The organism is Nonomuraea jiangxiensis, assembly GCF_900099965.1.
GTDB classification, from domain to species: Bacteria; Actinomycetota; Actinomycetes; order Streptosporangiales; family Streptosporangiaceae; genus Nonomuraea; species Nonomuraea jiangxiensis.
Window position 1 is genome coordinate 127,499 of record NZ_FNDJ01000014.1, and the last position, 15,698, is coordinate 143,196.

The 15,698-nt window shown below is 71.2% G+C and carries 14 protein-coding genes; 10 read left to right on the top strand and 4 right to left on the bottom strand.

Translation table 11 applies throughout. The features are described from left to right. The first annotated feature begins 120 nt into the window (after window positions 1-120). The gene (locus BLS95_RS29525) at window positions 121-711 is read left to right on the top strand and encodes a sigma-70 family RNA polymerase sigma factor (protein WP_090938450.1); all 591 of its coding nucleotides are present in this window, start codon (window positions 121-123) and stop codon (window positions 709-711) included. A 116-nt stretch (window positions 712-827) separates the two neighbouring features. Here BLS95_RS29525 and BLS95_RS29530 read toward each other — a convergent pair whose 3' ends face one another. Then, window positions 828-1,667 carry a DMT family transporter gene (locus tag BLS95_RS29530; RefSeq protein WP_090938452.1) on the bottom strand — a complete coding sequence of 280 codons (840 nt, stop codon included), beginning with the start codon at window positions 1,665-1,667 and terminating at the stop codon, window positions 828-830. A gap of 92 nt (window positions 1,668-1,759) precedes the next feature. On the opposite strand from BLS95_RS29530, the gene BLS95_RS29535 reads away from it, so the two are divergent. The 4 genes from BLS95_RS29535 (at window position 1,760) to BLS95_RS29550 (ending at window position 4,268) form a co-directional block, all read left to right on the top strand. Beyond that, window positions 1,760-2,335, top strand: a complete 576-nt coding sequence (locus BLS95_RS29535; RefSeq protein ID WP_090938455.1) for a helix-turn-helix domain-containing protein — start codon at window positions 1,760-1,762, stop codon at window positions 2,333-2,335. A gap of 120 nt (window positions 2,336-2,455) precedes the next feature. Further along, window positions 2,456-2,761: a hypothetical protein gene (locus tag BLS95_RS29540; RefSeq protein ID WP_090938458.1), complete on the top strand. Its 306-nt coding sequence runs from the start codon at window positions 2,456-2,458 to the stop codon at window positions 2,759-2,761. Between the two features lie 30 nt (window positions 2,762-2,791). Further along, window positions 2,792-3,574 (top strand): polysaccharide deacetylase family protein, encoded by a 783-nt coding sequence (locus BLS95_RS29545; RefSeq protein ID WP_245765359.1) that lies wholly within the window; start codon window positions 2,792-2,794, stop codon window positions 3,572-3,574. Window positions 3,575-3,617: 43 nt separating this feature from the next. Further along, the gene (locus BLS95_RS29550) at window positions 3,618-4,268 is read left to right on the top strand and encodes a DUF2461 domain-containing protein (protein WP_090938461.1); all 651 of its coding nucleotides are present in this window, start codon (window positions 3,618-3,620) and stop codon (window positions 4,266-4,268) included. 68 nt (window positions 4,269-4,336) lie between these two features. On the opposite strand, the gene typA is transcribed toward BLS95_RS29550, so the two are convergent. Both typA and BLS95_RS29560 read right to left on the bottom strand, forming a co-directional pair. Further along, entirely contained in the window at window positions 4,337-6,187 is a 1,851-nt protein-coding gene (gene typA / locus BLS95_RS29555) for a translational GTPase TypA (RefSeq protein WP_090938464.1), read from the bottom strand. A 57-nt stretch (window positions 6,188-6,244) separates the two neighbouring features. Further along, complete coding sequence (locus BLS95_RS29560; RefSeq protein ID WP_090938468.1) at window positions 6,245-6,793, bottom strand: TetR/AcrR family transcriptional regulator; 549 nt, start codon at window positions 6,791-6,793, stop codon at window positions 6,245-6,247. A 203-nt stretch (window positions 6,794-6,996) separates the two neighbouring features. Here BLS95_RS29560 and BLS95_RS29565 point away from each other — a divergent pair, with 203 nt between their 5' ends. The 5 genes from BLS95_RS29565 to BLS95_RS29585 all read left to right on the top strand — a co-directional run bounded on the left by BLS95_RS29565 (window position 6,997) and on the right by BLS95_RS29585 (window position 13,985). Continuing rightward, entirely contained in the window at window positions 6,997-7,740 is a 744-nt protein-coding gene (locus tag BLS95_RS29565) for an AMP-binding protein (RefSeq protein ID WP_090938470.1), read from the top strand. Window positions 7,741-7,792: 52 nt separating this feature from the next. After that, window positions 7,793-10,225 (top strand): ATP-binding protein, encoded by a 2,433-nt coding sequence (locus BLS95_RS29570; protein WP_090938473.1) that lies wholly within the window; start codon window positions 7,793-7,795, stop codon window positions 10,223-10,225. 85 nt (window positions 10,226-10,310) lie between these two features. Continuing rightward, on the top strand, window positions 10,311-10,691 hold the full coding sequence (locus BLS95_RS29575) for an AMP-binding protein (protein WP_176993437.1): 381 nt from the start codon (window positions 10,311-10,313) through the stop codon (window positions 10,689-10,691). Window positions 10,692-10,843: 152 nt separating this feature from the next. Then, complete coding sequence (locus tag BLS95_RS29580) at window positions 10,844-13,222, top strand: LuxR C-terminal-related transcriptional regulator (RefSeq protein ID WP_143043912.1); 2,379 nt, start codon at window positions 10,844-10,846, stop codon at window positions 13,220-13,222. A 10-nt stretch (window positions 13,223-13,232) separates the two neighbouring features. After that, window positions 13,233-13,985, top strand: a complete 753-nt coding sequence (locus BLS95_RS29585; RefSeq protein WP_245765360.1) for an alpha/beta hydrolase — start codon at window positions 13,233-13,235, stop codon at window positions 13,983-13,985. Window positions 13,986-14,196: 211 nt separating this feature from the next. Here BLS95_RS29585 and BLS95_RS29590 read toward each other — a convergent pair whose 3' ends face one another. After that, window positions 14,197-15,630 (bottom strand): aldehyde dehydrogenase, encoded by a 1,434-nt coding sequence (locus tag BLS95_RS29590; protein WP_090938486.1) that lies wholly within the window; start codon window positions 15,628-15,630, stop codon window positions 14,197-14,199. Window positions 15,631-15,698 lie beyond the last annotated feature (68 nt).

Here is a 15,698-nt window from a genome sequence, read left to right on the forward strand (position 1 = left end):
TCTGGCCAAGGCGAACCGTCTAACGCGTCCCTTAGCTGGGATTTGCCATGATGGAACCGCCGTCAGGCGGCTTTGTGCCGAAACGGGGGGAAAGCGCAAGGGGGAAATGAATTGATCACTATGACCGATGAGCAGCGTCAGGACTGGTTCGAGCGCGACGTCGTGCCCGTGACGTCGCAGCTTTTCGCTTCCGCCATGCGCCTCACCCGTAACGCCGCCGACGCGGAGGACCTGGTGCAGGAGACGGTGGCGAAGGCGTATACGTCTTACCATCAGTTCCGTGAGGGCACCAACCTCAAGGCGTGGCTGCACCGGATCCTCACCAACAACTTCATTAACGACTACCGCAAGAAGCAGCGCTCGCCCAAACTGTCCACGGCGGAGGACATCGAGGACTGGCAGTTGCACGCCGCGGAGTCGCACAGCTCCACGGGCCTGCGGTCGGCCGAGACCGAGGCACTCGACCGGCTCCCCGACAACGTCGTCATGAACGCCCTGCGCTCCCTCCCCGAGGACTTCCGCGTGGCCGTCTACCTCGCCGACGTCGAGGGCTTCGCCTACAAGGAGATCGCCGAGCGGATGGGCACCCCCATCGGCACGGTCATGTCCCGCCTGCACCGCGGCCGCCGCCAACTGCGCGGCATGCTGGAGGAGTACGCCCTGGAGGAAGGCGCCGTGCGCCTGCCCGCCCAGGCCCAGCACGCGGCCTGACCGCCTCAGGACCCCATGCTGAGGTGGAGCCGGACGCGTAACACCCCGCCCTCGGCCCGCAAAGTGCACGAGTCGCCCGGCGCGGGCCTCGGGGCGCGGTTCCTGCGCCCCGAGCGCTAGAGGGGCTGCGCGACGGCTATCAACGCCACCGCTCCGAGCGCGCAGCCCACGCCGGCCACCTGGATGGCCCGCAGCCGCTCTCCCAGCACGTGCCTGGCCAGCAACAGGGTGCTCGCGGGATAGAGCGAGACCAGCACGGCGACCAGGCTGAGCAGCCCGCCCTGCTGGGCGAGCAGGAAGAGCACGTTGGCCGCCATGTCGAGCAGGCCCGCGGCCACGATGATGTGCAGGGACTTCGGTCCGGGCTTCAGCGCGCGGCGGGTGACCACGGCCAGCAGCGCCACCGTGGACACCGAGGACAGCCGGGCGCCGACCAGCGGCCACAGTCCGGCCTCGTGCGGGGCTTGGGCGAGCAGGATGAAGAAGCCGCCGAACCCGGCCCCCGCGGCCAGCGCGGCGAGCACGGAAGCGAGCGAGCCGCGCCCGTCGGCGGACCGGTCCTGACTGACCAGCAGCACCGAGCCGAGCGCCAGGGCCACCCCGACCAGCGCCCAGAACGCGGGCCGCTCGCCGGTCGCCAGCCCGAACACCACGGGCAGTGCCGCCGAGGTCACCGCGGTCGTCGGCGCCACCACCGACATGACGCCGGTGGCCAGCGCCCGGTAGAACAGCACCAGCCCCGCCGCGCCCGACAGGCCCGCGGCCAGCCCCCAGGACAGGGCGGCACCGCTGAACGTGCCCGGCAGCAGCGGCAGCAGCCCCACGATCAGGGCCAGGCCCGCGGTCTGGGAGAGCAGCACCACGGAGAACACCTGGGACCGGCGGGTGGCCAGGCCACCGAAGAAGTCGGCCGTGCCGTACACGACCGCGCAGACGGTCGCCAGGATCACCGTCACGGTTCATCCCCTCTGTAGTTCAACGTGTTGTACGGCTAGTACAACACATTAGGTACAACAGAGTGCAACCGGGTTTCACTACACTGCACTCCATGGAAGACCCTGACCTGATCAACCAGGCCATCGCGACCAACGTGCGCGCCCACCGCGCCCACCGCGGGCTGACGCTGGACGCGCTGGCCGCCCGGTCGGGCGTGAGCAGGGGCATGCTCGTGCAGGTGGAGCAGGGCCGGACCAACCCGAGCGTCTCCACGCTCACCAGGATCGCCTCCGCCCTGGGCGTGACCGTGGCCAGGCTGGTGGAGGTCTCGGACGTGCCCGTGGTCAGGGTCGTGAGCAAGGCGGACGTGGTCACGTTCCACCAGGGCGACGTGCAGGCGCGGCTGCTCGTCGGCGCGGACATGCCGCTGATCCTGGAGCTGTGGGACTGGCGGCTGGCGCCCGGCGAGCACCACGACGGCGACGCCCACCCCGCCGGCACCCGCGAGATGGTGACCGTGCTGGCCGGCGAGCTGACGCTCACGGTCTACGGCAGGGCGTACACGGTGGGCCAGGACGACGCGGCGCTCTTCACCGCCGACCGCCCCCATCGCTACGCCAACCTGGGCAGTGAGGATCTCAGGTTCGTGATGGTGGTCGCCGAGCCGCGTGAGACCCACGACCAATAACGTCGAACACCCACCTGATCACGCTGTGAAGTTTCATGATTACTCCATGTCTTGGACGGCTCTTGCCCGTTGCTGGGTACATCCCCTGGTGTACGTGCGAACGGCGGCAGGGGGTGGCGCGTGACCGAGGCCCGAGCGGCGACGGAGAAGCTCCAGGCGGAGCTTCATGGTCTGGGCGTCACCACCGCTTACGACGTCTGCGACGATGCCACCGTCTCAGTGTGGATCGGACTGGTCGTCCGTTATAGAGATGGTTTTTACCGTTGGCAGGAAGGACCGGTGAAACGTCGGCATCTGGGTACGGATCCGGTCGGATGTGCCATGCGCGTGGCGCGCCGCTACAAGGAACTCCAGGCGGATATCCCACTGTGGTGGGATGACCTGGCCAGGGAGTTGCGGGGGAAACCGGTCCAGGACTATCCGTAGGGCCCCGCATGCGGCGCTTCGGGGGGAAGCATGCGCATCTGGGCTTTGCCACCGCTGGTTCTGCTCGTCCTTACAGGTTGCGTCACCCAGCCGGTGCCACCGGACAGGCCGGTTGCGCCGTTCAAGCCGTTCGTGCTCGACCCGCGGGCGCTGGCCAGGCGGCTGGCGTCGATACAGCCGGGGTGGCCGCGCAGCCGCAAGTTCGACTGCGCGCGGGTCAAGTGCGTGGCCCTGACCTTCGACGACGGTCCCGGCCGGTACACCGGCAAGCTGCTCGACCTGCTGCGCAAGCGTGACGTCCGGGCCACCTTCTTCGTCGTCGGGCAGATGGTGGCCGAGGACCGGGGCGGGCGCATCACGCGCAGGATCGCGGACGAGGGACACGAGCTCGGCAACCACTCGTGGAGCCATCCGTCGCTGCCGGGGCTCTCGCACGAACAGCTCGAACACCAGCTCAGGCGTACCGAGAGCATCGTGCTGCGGCTGACCGGGATCCGGATGCGGATGATGCGGCCGCCGTACGGGGCCACGGACGAGAAGGTCGCCGCCGAGGCGCGGCGCGAGGGGCTGGCCCAGATCATGTGGAACGTCGACACCCTCGACTGGCGCGACCGGGTGGCCTCCGTCGTCGCCAAACGGGCCGGCAGGGCCACCCCGGGATCGATCGTCCTGCTGCACGACATCCACGCCAGCACCGTGGACGCCGTGCCGGAGATCCTCGACACGCTCGGCAAGAAGGGGTTCACGTTCGTCACGGTCTCGGAGCTGTACGGCCGGCGGCCCGAACCGGGGCGGATGTACACCGAGCGGTGACCGGCCCGGCCGCCTGTCGGTGCGGCGTGGCACCCTTGTCGGCATGAGTTTCACCGGTTTCCCCGACGAGGCCTTCCTCTTTTACGAGGGCCTGGCGGCGGACAACTCGAAGACCTACTTCACCCGGCACAAGCAGCTCTACGAGGAGGCCGTGCGCGCGCCCATGGTCGCGCTCGCCGACGAGCTGGCCCCGGGGTTCGGGGCCGCCCACCTGTTCCGGCCCTACCGGGACGTGCGCTTCGCCAAGGACAAGTCACCGTACAAGACCCACCAGGGGGCCTTCGTGGAGGTCCTCCGCGGGATCGGGCTCTACGTGGAGGTCAGCGCAGAAGGGCTCTACGCCGCGGGCGGCTGCTACTCGCAGGCCTCCGACCAGGTGGCGCGCTTCCGGGCGGCGGTGGACGAGGACCTCACGGGCAAGCCACTGGTGTCGATCGCCGAGGAGCTGGCGGCGGCGGGATACACGCTGGAGGGGGAGCGGCTCAAGACCAGGCCGCGCGGGTTCGCCGAGGACCACCCGCGCATCGCCCTGCTGCGGCACAAGTCGATCTACGGCGGGATGAGCTTCGAGCCGGCGCCGTGGGTGCACACGGCGGAGGTCCGCGATCGGGTGGCCGCGGCCTGGCGCGCGTTCGGACCGCTGGTCGAGTGGCTGCGCACGCACGTGCGGGGCAGCGAGCTCCCGCCCCGCTGACGTCCCCGTCACTCACCGGCCGCGCTTCGTTCGCCCCACCGGGCGCAGCGAGGCGCGGCCGATCGAGGTCAGGCGCGCTTGGCGCGGGCCGCGGCCCGGCCGCGGGTGGCGGCGTCGAGCACGACCTTGCGGATGCGGACGGCCTCCGGGGTGATCTCCACGCACTCGTCCTCGCGGATGAACTCCAGCGCCTGCTCCAGCGACAGCACCCGCGGCGGGATCACCTTCTCCGTCTCCTCGCTGGTGGAGGAGCGCATGTTGGTGAGCTTCTTCTCCTTGGTGATGTTCACGTCCATGTCGTCGGACCTGGAGTTCTCGCCGATGATCATGCCTTCGTAGACCTCGGTCGTCGGCGAGACGAACAGAGTGCCGCGCTCCTGGAGGTTGAGCATCGCGAACGCGGTCACCGGGCCGGACCTGTCGGCCACCAGGGAGCCGTTGTTGCGGGTGCGCAGCTCGCCGAACCACGGCTCGTAGGAGTCGAACACGTGGTGCACGAGGCCGGTGCCGCGCGTCTCGGTGAGGAACTCCGTACGGAACCCGATCAGCCCCCGCGCGGGCACCACGAACTCCATCCGGATCCAGCCGGTGCCGTGGTTGGTCATGTGCTCCATGCGGCCCTTGCGCACGGCCAGCAGCTGGGTGACCGCCCCCAGGTATTCCTCAGGGCAGTCGACCGTCAGGCGCTCGACCGGCTCGTGCACCTTGCCGTCGATGGTCTTGGTGACCACCTGCGGCTTGCCCACGGTCAGCTCGTAGCCCTCACGGCGCATCTGCTCGACCAGGATGGCCAGCGCCAGCTCACCGCGGCCCTGCACCTCCCAGGCGTCGGGCCGGTCGGTGGGCAGCACGCGCAGCGACACGTTGCCGACCAGCTCCTTCTCCAGCCGGTCCTTGACCATGCGGGCGGTGACCTTCGACCCCTTGACCTTGCCGACCAGGGGAGAGGTGTTGGTGCCAATGGTCATGGAGATCGCCGGCTCGTCGACGGTGATCAGCGGCAGCGGCCGCGGGTCGTCGGGGTCGGCCAGCGTCTCGCCGATCATGATGTCGGGGATGCCGGCGATGGCGATGATGTCGCCGGGGCCCGCCTCCTCGGCCGGCTTGCGCTCCAGGGCCTCGGTCATGAGCAGCTCGGTCACCTTGACCCGCTGGATCGTGCCGTCCGTGCGGCACCAGGCCACCTGCTGGCCCTTGCGCATGACGCCCTGGTGGATGCGGCACAGCGCGATCCTGCCCAGGTAGGAGGAGGCGTCGAGGTTGGTGACGTGAGCCTGGAGCGGGGCGTTGGGGTCGTAGGTCGGCGCCGGGATGGTCGACTTGATGATGTCGAACAGCGGCTCCAGGTCCTCCGAGTCGGGCATGCCGCCGTCCTGCGGGCGCTCGAAGGAGGCCCGGCCGGCCTTGGCCGAGGCGTAGACGATCGGGAAGTCGATCTGCTCCTCGGTGGCGTCGAGGTCCATGAAGAGCTCGTAGACCTCGTCCACGACCTCCTTGATGCGGGCGTCGGGGCGGTCGACCTTGTTGATGCACAGGATGACCGGCATCTTCGCGGACAGCGCCTTGCGCAGCACGAACCGGGTCTGCGGCAGCGGGCCCTCGGAGGCGTCGACCAGCAGCACGACGCCGTCCACCATGGACAGGCCGCGCTCGACCTCACCGCCGAAGTCGGCGTGGCCGGGCGTGTCGATGATGTTGATGGTCATGCCGCCGTGCTTGACGGCGGTGTTCTTCGCGAGAATGGTGATGCCCTTCTCGCGCTCCAGGTCATTGGAGTCCATCACGCGGTCGTCGACGTCCTGGTTTGCGCGGAACGCCCCGGACTGCCAGAGCATGGCGTCGACGAGCGTGGTCTTGCCATGGTCGACGTGCGCGATGATCGCGATGTTCCGCAGGTCGTCGCGGCTGTTCAAAGGCATGATGACGTCTCGCTCTGTGTCGGTGGGGGCGGCCGCGTGAGTCGCGACCTTATAAGTCTAGTTGATCCCTTCTGATGGCAGGAGCGGGACAAGATGGCGGCGAGCGTACGCCCGGGCGTCCTCGTCGTTACGGAGCGGGATCGCACTCTCCGGGATGAGCACGAACGACAGCGCGACGCGTACGTACAGCTCGGCCACCTCGGCGTCCCCGACGTGGGCCGCCAGATAATCCCTGGCCGCCGCCAGGTACGGGCCCGCCTCCAGGGTGAGCTGCGGCAGGATCGTCTCGGGTTCGGTCGCGAGCAGCCTGCTGAGCAGCGGGTGCGCGCGCGCCAGCCGCAACGTGATCGCGAAGCCCTCCGCGACCTGGTCCGCGGGCGTCGGCAGCGCCGCCATCGCCTGCTCGAACGCCTTGAGAAATCGCTCCAGCTCGCGCAGGATCACGGCCTGGACCAGATCCGCCTTGCGGGAGAAACGCCGGTAGACGGTGACGCGCGCCAGCCCCGCGTGCCTGGCGACGTCGTCCATGGTCAACCGGCGCAGGCCCCGCTCCAGCATCCGTGCGTGGGCGGCGTCGAGGATGCGTTCGAGGGAGTGATCCCGCATGGATCAAGCGTAGGGGTGCCCGCCCCGGCGCGGGCGGCGTTCGCCGGGGTACGTCGGGCACGGATCATGCACGCATGCAGGGGACGGAGCCGCCTGTCATGGCCACGTCAGGTGCCCCTCACAAGCCGTGGACTATGCACCTACATAGGTGGTTGCACAATTGTGCGCATGGCAAGGGTCGCCGCGATCCTTACATTGGCGGCATGACCTGGACAGAGCTGGTGATGGCCGCGGCACCGATTCAGGGCGACCAGCCGGCGGTGAGCGATGTCAGAACCGGTGAGGTGCTGTCGTACGCGCAGTTCATGAGACGAGTCACCCGTGCCGCGGCGGGGCTGCGCCGTCAGGGCCTGCGTTATGGCGAACCCGTGCTCATCGACGTCCCGCTGGGCGCGTCGCTGCCGGTCGCTGTCCACTCGGTCGCCTGGGCGGGCGGGGTCGCGGTGCTCGGCCACGCCCGATCCGCCCGGATGATGATCACCCAGCGCCACGACGAGACCTCCGCGGTGGACGTGGAGCAGGTCTACTCCTTCCAGCCCGCGCCGGGGGCCAAGTCGTTCAGCGAGTTGATCAACGACCGCAGCCTCGAGTTCGGCCCGCTGGCGGGGCCGGCGCTCACCCTCGACGGAGAGCGCGTGTTCGACCACGACGAGCTGGCGACCGACCTGCGCAGGCTGGCCGCCCGGCTGGTGATCGGCAAGGACGACATCGTGATCGACGCGGTCAGCGAGCCGTTCAGGGGCCTGCGGGTGGTCGATCTGGCGATGATGTCCGGCGCCCACGTCGTGGTGGCCCACGAGCCCAGCCTGGTGGGCTGCCGCGTGCTGGCCGCCGAGCGCCGGGCGACCATCGTGGTGGCGCCGTACGAGGTGGCCAGAAGACTGCTCGGCGATCCGATCCTGCGTGTCGTCGATGAAAGAGCGGTCGTAAGCTCGCTTGGCCTGTGAAAAGTGCGACACTGTGGGAGAGTGTGATCCATCCGCGACGCAGGGTGACCACATGCCAGAGCCCCCACGGCACAACCTTCCAGCAGAGCCCAACCGGTTCGTGGGTCGGGAGCGCGATCTAGACGACCTGCGCGGCTTGTTCGGCGAGACCCGCGTGGTGACCCTGTGCGGAGTCGGCGGCATCGGCAAGACCCGCCTGGCGCTGCGGGTGGCCGCCGGGCTGGTGACCGCCTACCCCGACGGCGTCTGGCTGGTCGAGCTGGCCAGGATCGGCCGTCCCGAGCTCATCCCGCAGGAGGTCGCCCGCGTGCTCGGCGTGCGCGAGGAGGCCAACCGCCCGCTGCTCGACACCGTGACGGCCAGGTTGCGCGGGATGCGCTGCCTGCTGCTGCTCGACAACTGCGAGCACCTGGTCGACCGGTGCGCGGAGGTGGCGGCGGCGCTGATCGCGACCTGCCCGCGGCTGAGCATCCTGGCCACCAGCAGGGAGCCCTTGCGCATCGCCAGCGAGCTGATCTGGCGGGTGCCGCCGCTCGACCTGCCCGACGCCGGGCCGCAGGCCGAGGAGGCCGAGGCCGTGCAGTTGTTCATGGACCGGGCGACCGCGGCGGGCACCAGGCTGGGCCCGGGCAGCCTGGCCGACGTGATCCGCCTGTGCCGGGCGCTCGACGGGCTGCCGCTGGCGCTGGAGCTGGCCGCGGCCCGCACCCGCCTGCTCAGCCCCGGGCAGATCGCCGATCGCATCGACGACCGGTTCTCGCTGCTCACCACCGGCGGCCGTACGGCCCCCGCCAGGCAGCGCACGCTGCTGGCGGCCGTCGAGTGGAGCTACGACCTGCTGTCGGTCAAGGAGCAGGTGCTGCTGCGCCGGTTGTCGGTGTTCGCCGGGGGGTTCGACCTGGAGCTGGCCGAGCAGGTGTGCGCCGAGCGGCCCATCTCCGCGGCGGAGATCGTCGACCTGCTCGGCGGCCTGGTGGACAAGTCCCTCGTGTCGTGCGACGAGAGCCGCAGGCGCTACTCGCTGCTGGAGACCATCAAGCGCTACGCGATCGAGCGCCTCGAACAGGCCGGTGAGCGCGAGGTGCTGCGCGAGCGCCACCTCGACGTGCTCTGCGCGTTGCAGGAGCGCCACTTCTCGGCCGAGATGGTCGAGCCGGGCCTGCCGTGGCCGCGGCGGCTGGAGGCGCTGACCATGAGCAAGCGGCTGCTGGACGACCAGCGGGTCGCGCTCGACTGGGCGGCCGAGGCCGGCAACGTGGCGCAGGGCCTGCGCCTGTGCGCGACCAGCACCTCGCTGCTGCCCATCGGCGGCAACCTGACGGAGATCGTCGCCTGGATCGAGCGGCTGCTCTCGCTGGACCTGGCCCACGTGGCCCCCGAGCAGGTGGCGCACGCCAAGGCGTACCTGGCCTACGGCCTGGAGGCCAGAGACGAGCTGAGCCGCTCGCTGGAGCTGGCCGAGCAGAGCCTGGCGGGGCTGGCGCCGGACAACGTGTTCCCGCGCTGCGTCATGCACAGCCTCACCGTCGTGGTGCTGCTGCGCATGGGCCGGGCCGACGAGGCCGTGCCGCACGCGGAGGAGGGCCTGGCGCTGGCCACCCGCTCCGGCGACGCCTGGAACCAGGCGGCCGGGCTGCTGGGGCTGTCGGCGCTGGCCCTGACCCGGGGCCGGCTGCGCGAGGCGCAGCGGCACGGCGAGGAGGCGCTGGCGCGGGCCCGCGAGCACGGTCACCGCTGGATCATGGCCAGGACCGCGGCGCAGCTCGGCGCGGTGGCCGAGGCCAGGGGCGACCTGGTGACCGCCAAGTCGCAGTACGAGATGGCCGTCCCCTGGCTGCGGGAGCTGCGCAGCGAGCTGGACCTGGCGCGCTGCCTGGCCAGGATCGGCCGGGTGGCGGCGATGTTGCACGAGTTCGGCACCGCCAGGGAGTGCCTGGGGACGAGCCTGGCACTGGGCCGGGCGACCGGGCAGCGCCAGGGGGTGGCCAGGTGCCTGGTGGGGTTGTCGGTGCTGGCCGAGTACGAAGGCGACCTGGAGGGCGCCATACTGGCCGCCGGAGCGGCGGCCACCCTGCGCGAGTCGATCGGCCAGCACTCGGCCACCACCAGGATCGAGGAGCTGCTCGCCCGCGCCCGCACCAAGCTGGGCGACGGCCGCACCACCTCGCTGTGGTCACGGGGCCTGGCGATGAGCCCCGACGACGCCGCCCGCCACGTGCTGGAAGGCGAGCGGCTGGCGCCCAGGCCCCGGATGGAGACCACGGCGCCGGCCGAGACCGTCAGGCACTCGCTGCTGACCGCCCGCGAGCTGGAGATCGCCCACCTGCTGACCCGCGGGCTGTCCAACCGGGGCATCGCCGAGGAGTTGGTGATCAGCCCGGCGACGGTCGCGCGGCACATCGCCAACATCATGGAGAAGCTCGGCTACACCTCGCGGGCGCAGATCGCGGTGTGGGCGGCCGAGCATCCGAACGTCCCCGGATAGGTACGGGCGGGCGTCCTCTTCTGCATAGGGATCTGCATATTACGCCCCATGTATGCATGTGACACCCCTCCTTACCGTGGGCCCCATGGATGAGCGGATCGTCATGGTGGATTCGGACACCGGTCTGGAGCTCACCGAGGAGCAGCTGGACGAGCGGTCTGCCGTCGCGACCGTCCAGTTGCGGCGCAGAGGAGTGCGCGCGGGAGACACCGTGCTCATCTGCCTGCCCGTGGGCCCCGACCTGCTGGTGGCGACCGACGCGGTGATCGCGGCGGGTGGTGTGGCCTGTCCGGTGCCGGCCGATCTGGACGCTGCCGCGCTGAGCGCCCGGATCATCGCCAGTCGCGCCCGGGTGATGATCTCCGACCTGCCGCAGGCGCTGGAGGCGGCGGACGAATCACGCGTAAGGATCGTCATGAGCGTGGCCGACCTGAGCGTCCTGCATTCATGTCCAGGCAGTCGCTAACTGTGCACGGAAAGTGATCCCACGGGCGGCGGAAGCGGTGGAGACTAGGCAGCGATGTGATCCTCCCACGACCCCTTGGGCTCCACATGACCGCGCACCGCCTGCACAACCTCCCGGCTGAGCCGAACCGTTTCGTCGGTCGCACGAGAGACGTGGCCGAGTTGACCGCCCTGGTGCACGAGGAACGGGTGGTCACGCTCAGCGGGGTCGGCGGCATCGGCAAGACCCGCCTGTCGCTCCGGGTGGCGGCGACGGCCGCGCCCCGGTTCGCCGACGGCGTGTGGCTGGTCCGGCTGGCCCGCGTCGCCGACCCGGCGCTGATCGTCAACGAGCTGGCCGAGGTGCTCGGCGTGCGCGCGGAGGTCCCCGGCCGGCTGCCGGACGGTTTGCGCGTGCGCCTGCGCGAGGCCAGGACGCTGGTGCTGCTGGACGGCTGCGAGCACCTGGTGGATCGCTGCGCCGAGCTGGTGGCCGGGCTCACCGCCGAGTGCCCCGAGCTGCGCTTCCTGGTCACCAGCCGGGAGCCGCTGCACATCCCCGGCGAGCTGGTCTGGCGGGTGCCGCCGCTGGAGCTGCCCGACGACCATCACCCCGACGCCGAGTCCGTGCTGCTCTTCGTCGAGCGGGCGCTCGCGGCCGGGGCGCGCGGGGTCACCGACAGCATGGACGACGTCGTACGCCTGTGCCGCGCGCTCGACGGCCTGCCGCTCGCGCTGGAGCTGGCGGCGGCCCGGACGAGCCTGCTGAGCCCCGGGCGCATCGCCGACCGCATGGGTGGCCGGTTCGGCCTGCTCACCACCGGCGACCGCCTGGCCCTCCCCAGGCGGCGCACGCTGCTGGCCACCGTCGAGTGGAGCCATGAGCTGCTGCGGCCGAAGGAGCGGGTGCTGCTGCGCCGGTTGTCGGTGTTCGCCGGGCTGTTCGACCTCGCGCTGGCCGAGCAGGTGTGCGCCGACGGCGGCATCCTGCGCCGGGCCGACCTGCTCGACCTGCTCGACGGCCTGGTGGACAAGTCGCTGGTGCTGTACCAGGGCGAGGCGGGCCGTTACCGCCTGCTGGAGACCGTCCGCCACTATGCCGCCGAGCGGCTGGCGGAGGCCGGTGAGGACGCGCGCCTGCGCGACCGGCACCTGCGGGTGGTCTGCGAGGAGATGGAGAGCTGCTACGAGGGCGGCTGGCCGGGCGTCAGGACGCCGTGGCCGGCCAGGTTCGCGCAGTTCATCCGGGGGCGTGGCCTGCTGGAGGACTGCAGGATCGCGGTCGACTGGGCGGTGGAGTCGCGGGAGCCGGTGCTGGGGCTGCGCCTGGCCCGGGCGGCGCTGGCGATCACGGCGGTCCGGGGCGACCTGGGCGAGAGCATCGGCTGGCACGAGCGGCTGCTGGCGCTCGACCTGTCCGGGGTGCCCGCCGACCTGGTCGCGGTGGCCAAGAGCGGGCTGGCGTACGGGCTGGTGCTCGGCGACGAGCCGGCCCGCGCGGAGGAGCTGATCCAGGAGGGTGTCGAGGAGCAGAAGCGGCACCCCTACACGCACTGGCTCGGCCTCTCCTACGGCGTGGCGCTCACCGTGTTCTTCCGCACCGGGCGGCACGACCGGGCCCTGCGCTACCTCGAAGAGCTGGAGGCCGCGGCCGGGGCCCACGGCGACCTGCTCAACCTGGCTACGGTGCGGATCGCCCAGCTCGACCTGGCGCTCTTCCACGGCCGGCCGCAGGTGGCGCGCCGGCGCGGAGAGGAGGCGCTGGCCCTGGCCAGGGAGGCCGGCCACCACTGGACGCTGGCCAGGGCGCTGACCCGGCTGGGGGTGGTGGCCGAGGCGGCGGGCGACCTGGAGGCGGCCATGGCCCACCACGCCTCCGCGCTGCCGCTGCTGGTCGAGATGGACGACCGGATCGAGCTGGCCCGCTGCCACGCGCGGCTCGGCAGGGTGGCGGCCGGGCTGCACCACTACGCCACGGCGGCCGGCCACGTGGCCGCCGCGCTGGAGCTGAGCCGGCGGACCGGTCGGCGCCGGGGAATCGTCCGGGCGCTCACGGCGCTGTCCGCCGTGGCCCGGGCGCGCGACGACCTCGAAGGCGCGGTGCTGGCCGTCGCGTGCGCCACGGCGCTGCGCGAGGCGATCGGCCGGTTCGGCAGCCCGGACCGGGTCCAGGAGGTGCTCTCGTTCGCCCGGAGCAAGCTCGGCGAGGGCCGGGTGGCGCTGTTGTGGGCCAGGGGCGCGGCGCAGTCGCCGGAGGAGGTGGCCCGGAGGGTGCTCGACGGCGAGCCGGCGCCCGCGAGCCCGTCGCTGCCGCCCCCGCCACGGCGGCAGGTGCCGGGGGTGTCCCGGACAGGGCTCACCGCGCGCGAATGGGAGATCGCCGCGCTGCTCGCACGCGGGAGGAGCAACCGCGCCATCGCCCTGGAGCTGGTCATCAGCTCGGCGACGGTGGCCAGGCACATCGCCAACATCATGGAGAAGCTGGGCTTCGACTCGCGGACGCAGATCGCGGGGTGGGCGGCCGAACACGGGGCGGATTCCAGTCGGACATAAGCTGATATTCATGCCTTTTGCCCCCAACTTCCCCGTGATGCTCAGGACCGACGACGGGGTCCGCCTCGCCGCCGCGCACACCCCCTCCGCGAACGCCGACATCGGGATCGTGCTGGCCCACGGCTTCACCGGGTCGTGGCGGGAGCGCCCGACGCGCCGCATCGCGCACGTGCTGAGCGGGTACGGCGGGGTCATCGCGTTCGACTTCCGCGGCCACGGCCGCTCCGGGGGCGAGACCACGGTGGGCGACCTGGAGATCCTCGACGTGGCGGCCGCCGTGCGGCACGCCCGGGTGGTGGGCTACTCCAAGGTCGCGGTGGTGGGGTTCTCCATGGGGGCGGCGGTGGCCGTACGGCATGCCGGGCTGTGCGGCGGGGTGGACGCGGTGGTGGCGGTGAGCGGCCCGGCCCGGTGGTACTACCGGGGCACCAAGCCGATGCGCCAGGTGCACTGGGCGATCGAGCGGCCGTTCGGCCGGTGGGCGGCCAGGACGGTCAAGCGCACGCGGATCACCCGCGTCCCGTGGGACCCGATCCCGATGCCGCCGCACGAGGCGGCCGCGCTGATCTCGCCGACCCCGCTGCTGATCGTGCACGGGGACGCCGACACGTTCTTCCCGCTGGAGCACGCCCGTCAGCTCCATGCCGGCGCGCGGGAGCCGAAGGAGCTCTGGATCGAGCCCGGGTACGGTCACGCCGAGGCCGCCGCCACCCCCGGACTCATCCGCAGAATCGGCAAATGGATCTCCTCGAACCTTTCGTGAGTAAGAGTCGTCTACCTAGGACGTAAAGGAAGAAACCGCCGGGAGAAAGTCGCCGGGGCAGACCGCCGTCGAGGTGGTCGGCGTGCGACATACTTCAGAAGTCAAGGCGGTTCACTTCTGGTAGTGGGGTCTGCACCTAGCGTTGCGGGGGCGCGCTGGGTGCACATTCCGCTCTGTTGGGGCCCCCGCGCGGGGGCCCCAACACGGAAGGTCAGCCGAGCCGGGCGATGGTCTTGTACTCCAGATAGCCGTTCAGCCCCTCGGGGCCGAGCTCGCGGCCGATGCCGCTGGCCTTGTAACCGCCGAAGGGCGCGCCGGTCTCCAGCATGAAGCAGTTGACGCCGTACGTGCCGGTGCGGACCTGGCGGGCCACGTCCATGCCGTGCTCGGCGTCGGCCGTCCACACCGTGCCGGCCAGGCCGTAGTCGCTGTCGTTGGCGATGCGGATCGCGTCGGCCTCGTCGGTGTAGGGGATCACGACCAGCACCGGGCCGAAGATCTCCTCGCGGGCGACGCGCATGTCGTTGCTGACACCGGCGAACACGGTGGGCGAGACGTACCAGCCGCGGTCGTAGGGCCGGTCGAGGCCGCCGACCACGACCTTGGCGCCCTCCTCCATGCCGATCTTGATGTAGCCCTCGACCCGGTCCTGCTGCCGCTTGGCCACCAGCGGGCCGATGCCGGTCGCCGGGTCGGTGGGGTCGCCGACGGGATGGGAGGAGACCATGTTCGCGACGGCCTCGACGACCTCGTCGTAGCGGTTGTGGGAGGCGAGGATGCGGGTCTGCGCCACGCACGCCTGTCCGTTGTTCATGAGGGCGGCCAGGGACAGGAAGCCCATGCTGGCGGCCAGGTCGGCGTCGTCCAGGATGATCGCGGCGGACTTGCCGCCCAGCTCCAGGCTGACCCGCTTGAGCTGCTCGCCGCAGATGGCGCCGATGCGGCGGCCGGCCGCCGTCGAGCCGGTGAAGGCCACCTTGTCCACGCCGGTGTGCGAGACCAGGTGCTCGCCGGCCTCGCGGCCCGCGGCCACGATGTTGAGCACGCCCGGCGGCAGCCCCGCCTCCATCGCCATTTCGGCCAGCAGGTACGCGTCCAGCGGCGTCTCGGGCGCCGGCTTGAGCACGATCGTGCACCCGGCCAGCAGCGCGGGCGCGACCTTGGTCATCGTGACGAACTGCGGCACGTTCCACGGCACCACGGCCGCCACCACGCCCACCGGCTCCCTGCGGACGGTGAGGGGCCCGAACAGCCCTGGCCGCTCGTCCTCCTGGGCGAAGGACCTGCCGAGTTCGGCGTAGTACTGCAGCATGCCGAGCGGCTGCGGCGCCTGCGCCAGGTTGGAGAAGGTGATGGGCGAGCCCATCTCCTCCGTGATGAGCTGGGCCATCTCGCCCTGCCGGGCGTTGTAGATCTCGGCCAGCCTGCCGATCACCTCGGCCCGCTCGGCGAACGTCATCCGCGGCCACGGCCCGTGGTCGAACGCCTGGCGGGCGGCGGCGACGGCGCGGTCCATGTCCGCGGCCGTGCCGTCGGGCACCCGGCCGACGACCTCCTCGGTGTGCGGGGAGACGACGTCGATGGTCGCCGTGCCCGCCGGGGCCACCCATTCGCCCCCGATGAACAGCGTGTCGTGCTGGCGCATGTCGTGAGCCTCCTGCTTGAGCGAATGACCGTTGATGGGCGCGACGCCCCAAGGCGACCGAACCATGT

Excerpts from the sequence above, each read along its gene's own strand:
- BLS95_RS29525 (WP_090938450.1), top strand. The coding sequence starts at position 121 with ATGACCGATGAGCAGCGTCAGGACTGGTTCGAGCGCGACGTCGTGCCC.
- BLS95_RS29535 (WP_090938455.1), top strand. The coding sequence starts at position 1,760 with ATGGAAGACCCTGACCTGATCAACCAGGCCATCGCGACCAACGTGCGC.
- BLS95_RS29545 (WP_245765359.1), top strand. The coding sequence starts at position 2,792 with ATGCGCATCTGGGCTTTGCCACCGCTGGTTCTGCTCGTCCTTACAGGT.
- BLS95_RS29550 (WP_090938461.1), top strand. The coding sequence starts at position 3,618 with ATGAGTTTCACCGGTTTCCCCGACGAGGCCTTCCTCTTTTACGAGGGC.
- typA (WP_090938464.1), bottom strand. The coding sequence starts at position 6,187 with ATGCCTTTGAACAGCCGCGACGACCTGCGGAACATCGCGATCATCGCG.
- BLS95_RS29560 (WP_090938468.1), bottom strand. The coding sequence starts at position 6,793 with ATGCGGGATCACTCCCTCGAACGCATCCTCGACGCCGCCCACGCACGG.
- BLS95_RS29565 (WP_090938470.1), top strand. The coding sequence starts at position 6,997 with ATGACCTGGACAGAGCTGGTGATGGCCGCGGCACCGATTCAGGGCGAC.
- BLS95_RS29570 (WP_090938473.1), top strand. The coding sequence starts at position 7,793 with ATGCCAGAGCCCCCACGGCACAACCTTCCAGCAGAGCCCAACCGGTTC.
- BLS95_RS29575 (WP_176993437.1), top strand. The coding sequence starts at position 10,311 with ATGGATGAGCGGATCGTCATGGTGGATTCGGACACCGGTCTGGAGCTC.
- BLS95_RS29585 (WP_245765360.1), top strand. The coding sequence starts at position 13,233 with ATGCCTTTTGCCCCCAACTTCCCCGTGATGCTCAGGACCGACGACGGG.
- BLS95_RS29590 (WP_090938486.1), bottom strand. The coding sequence starts at position 15,630 with ATGCGCCAGCACGACACGCTGTTCATCGGGGGCGAATGGGTGGCCCCG.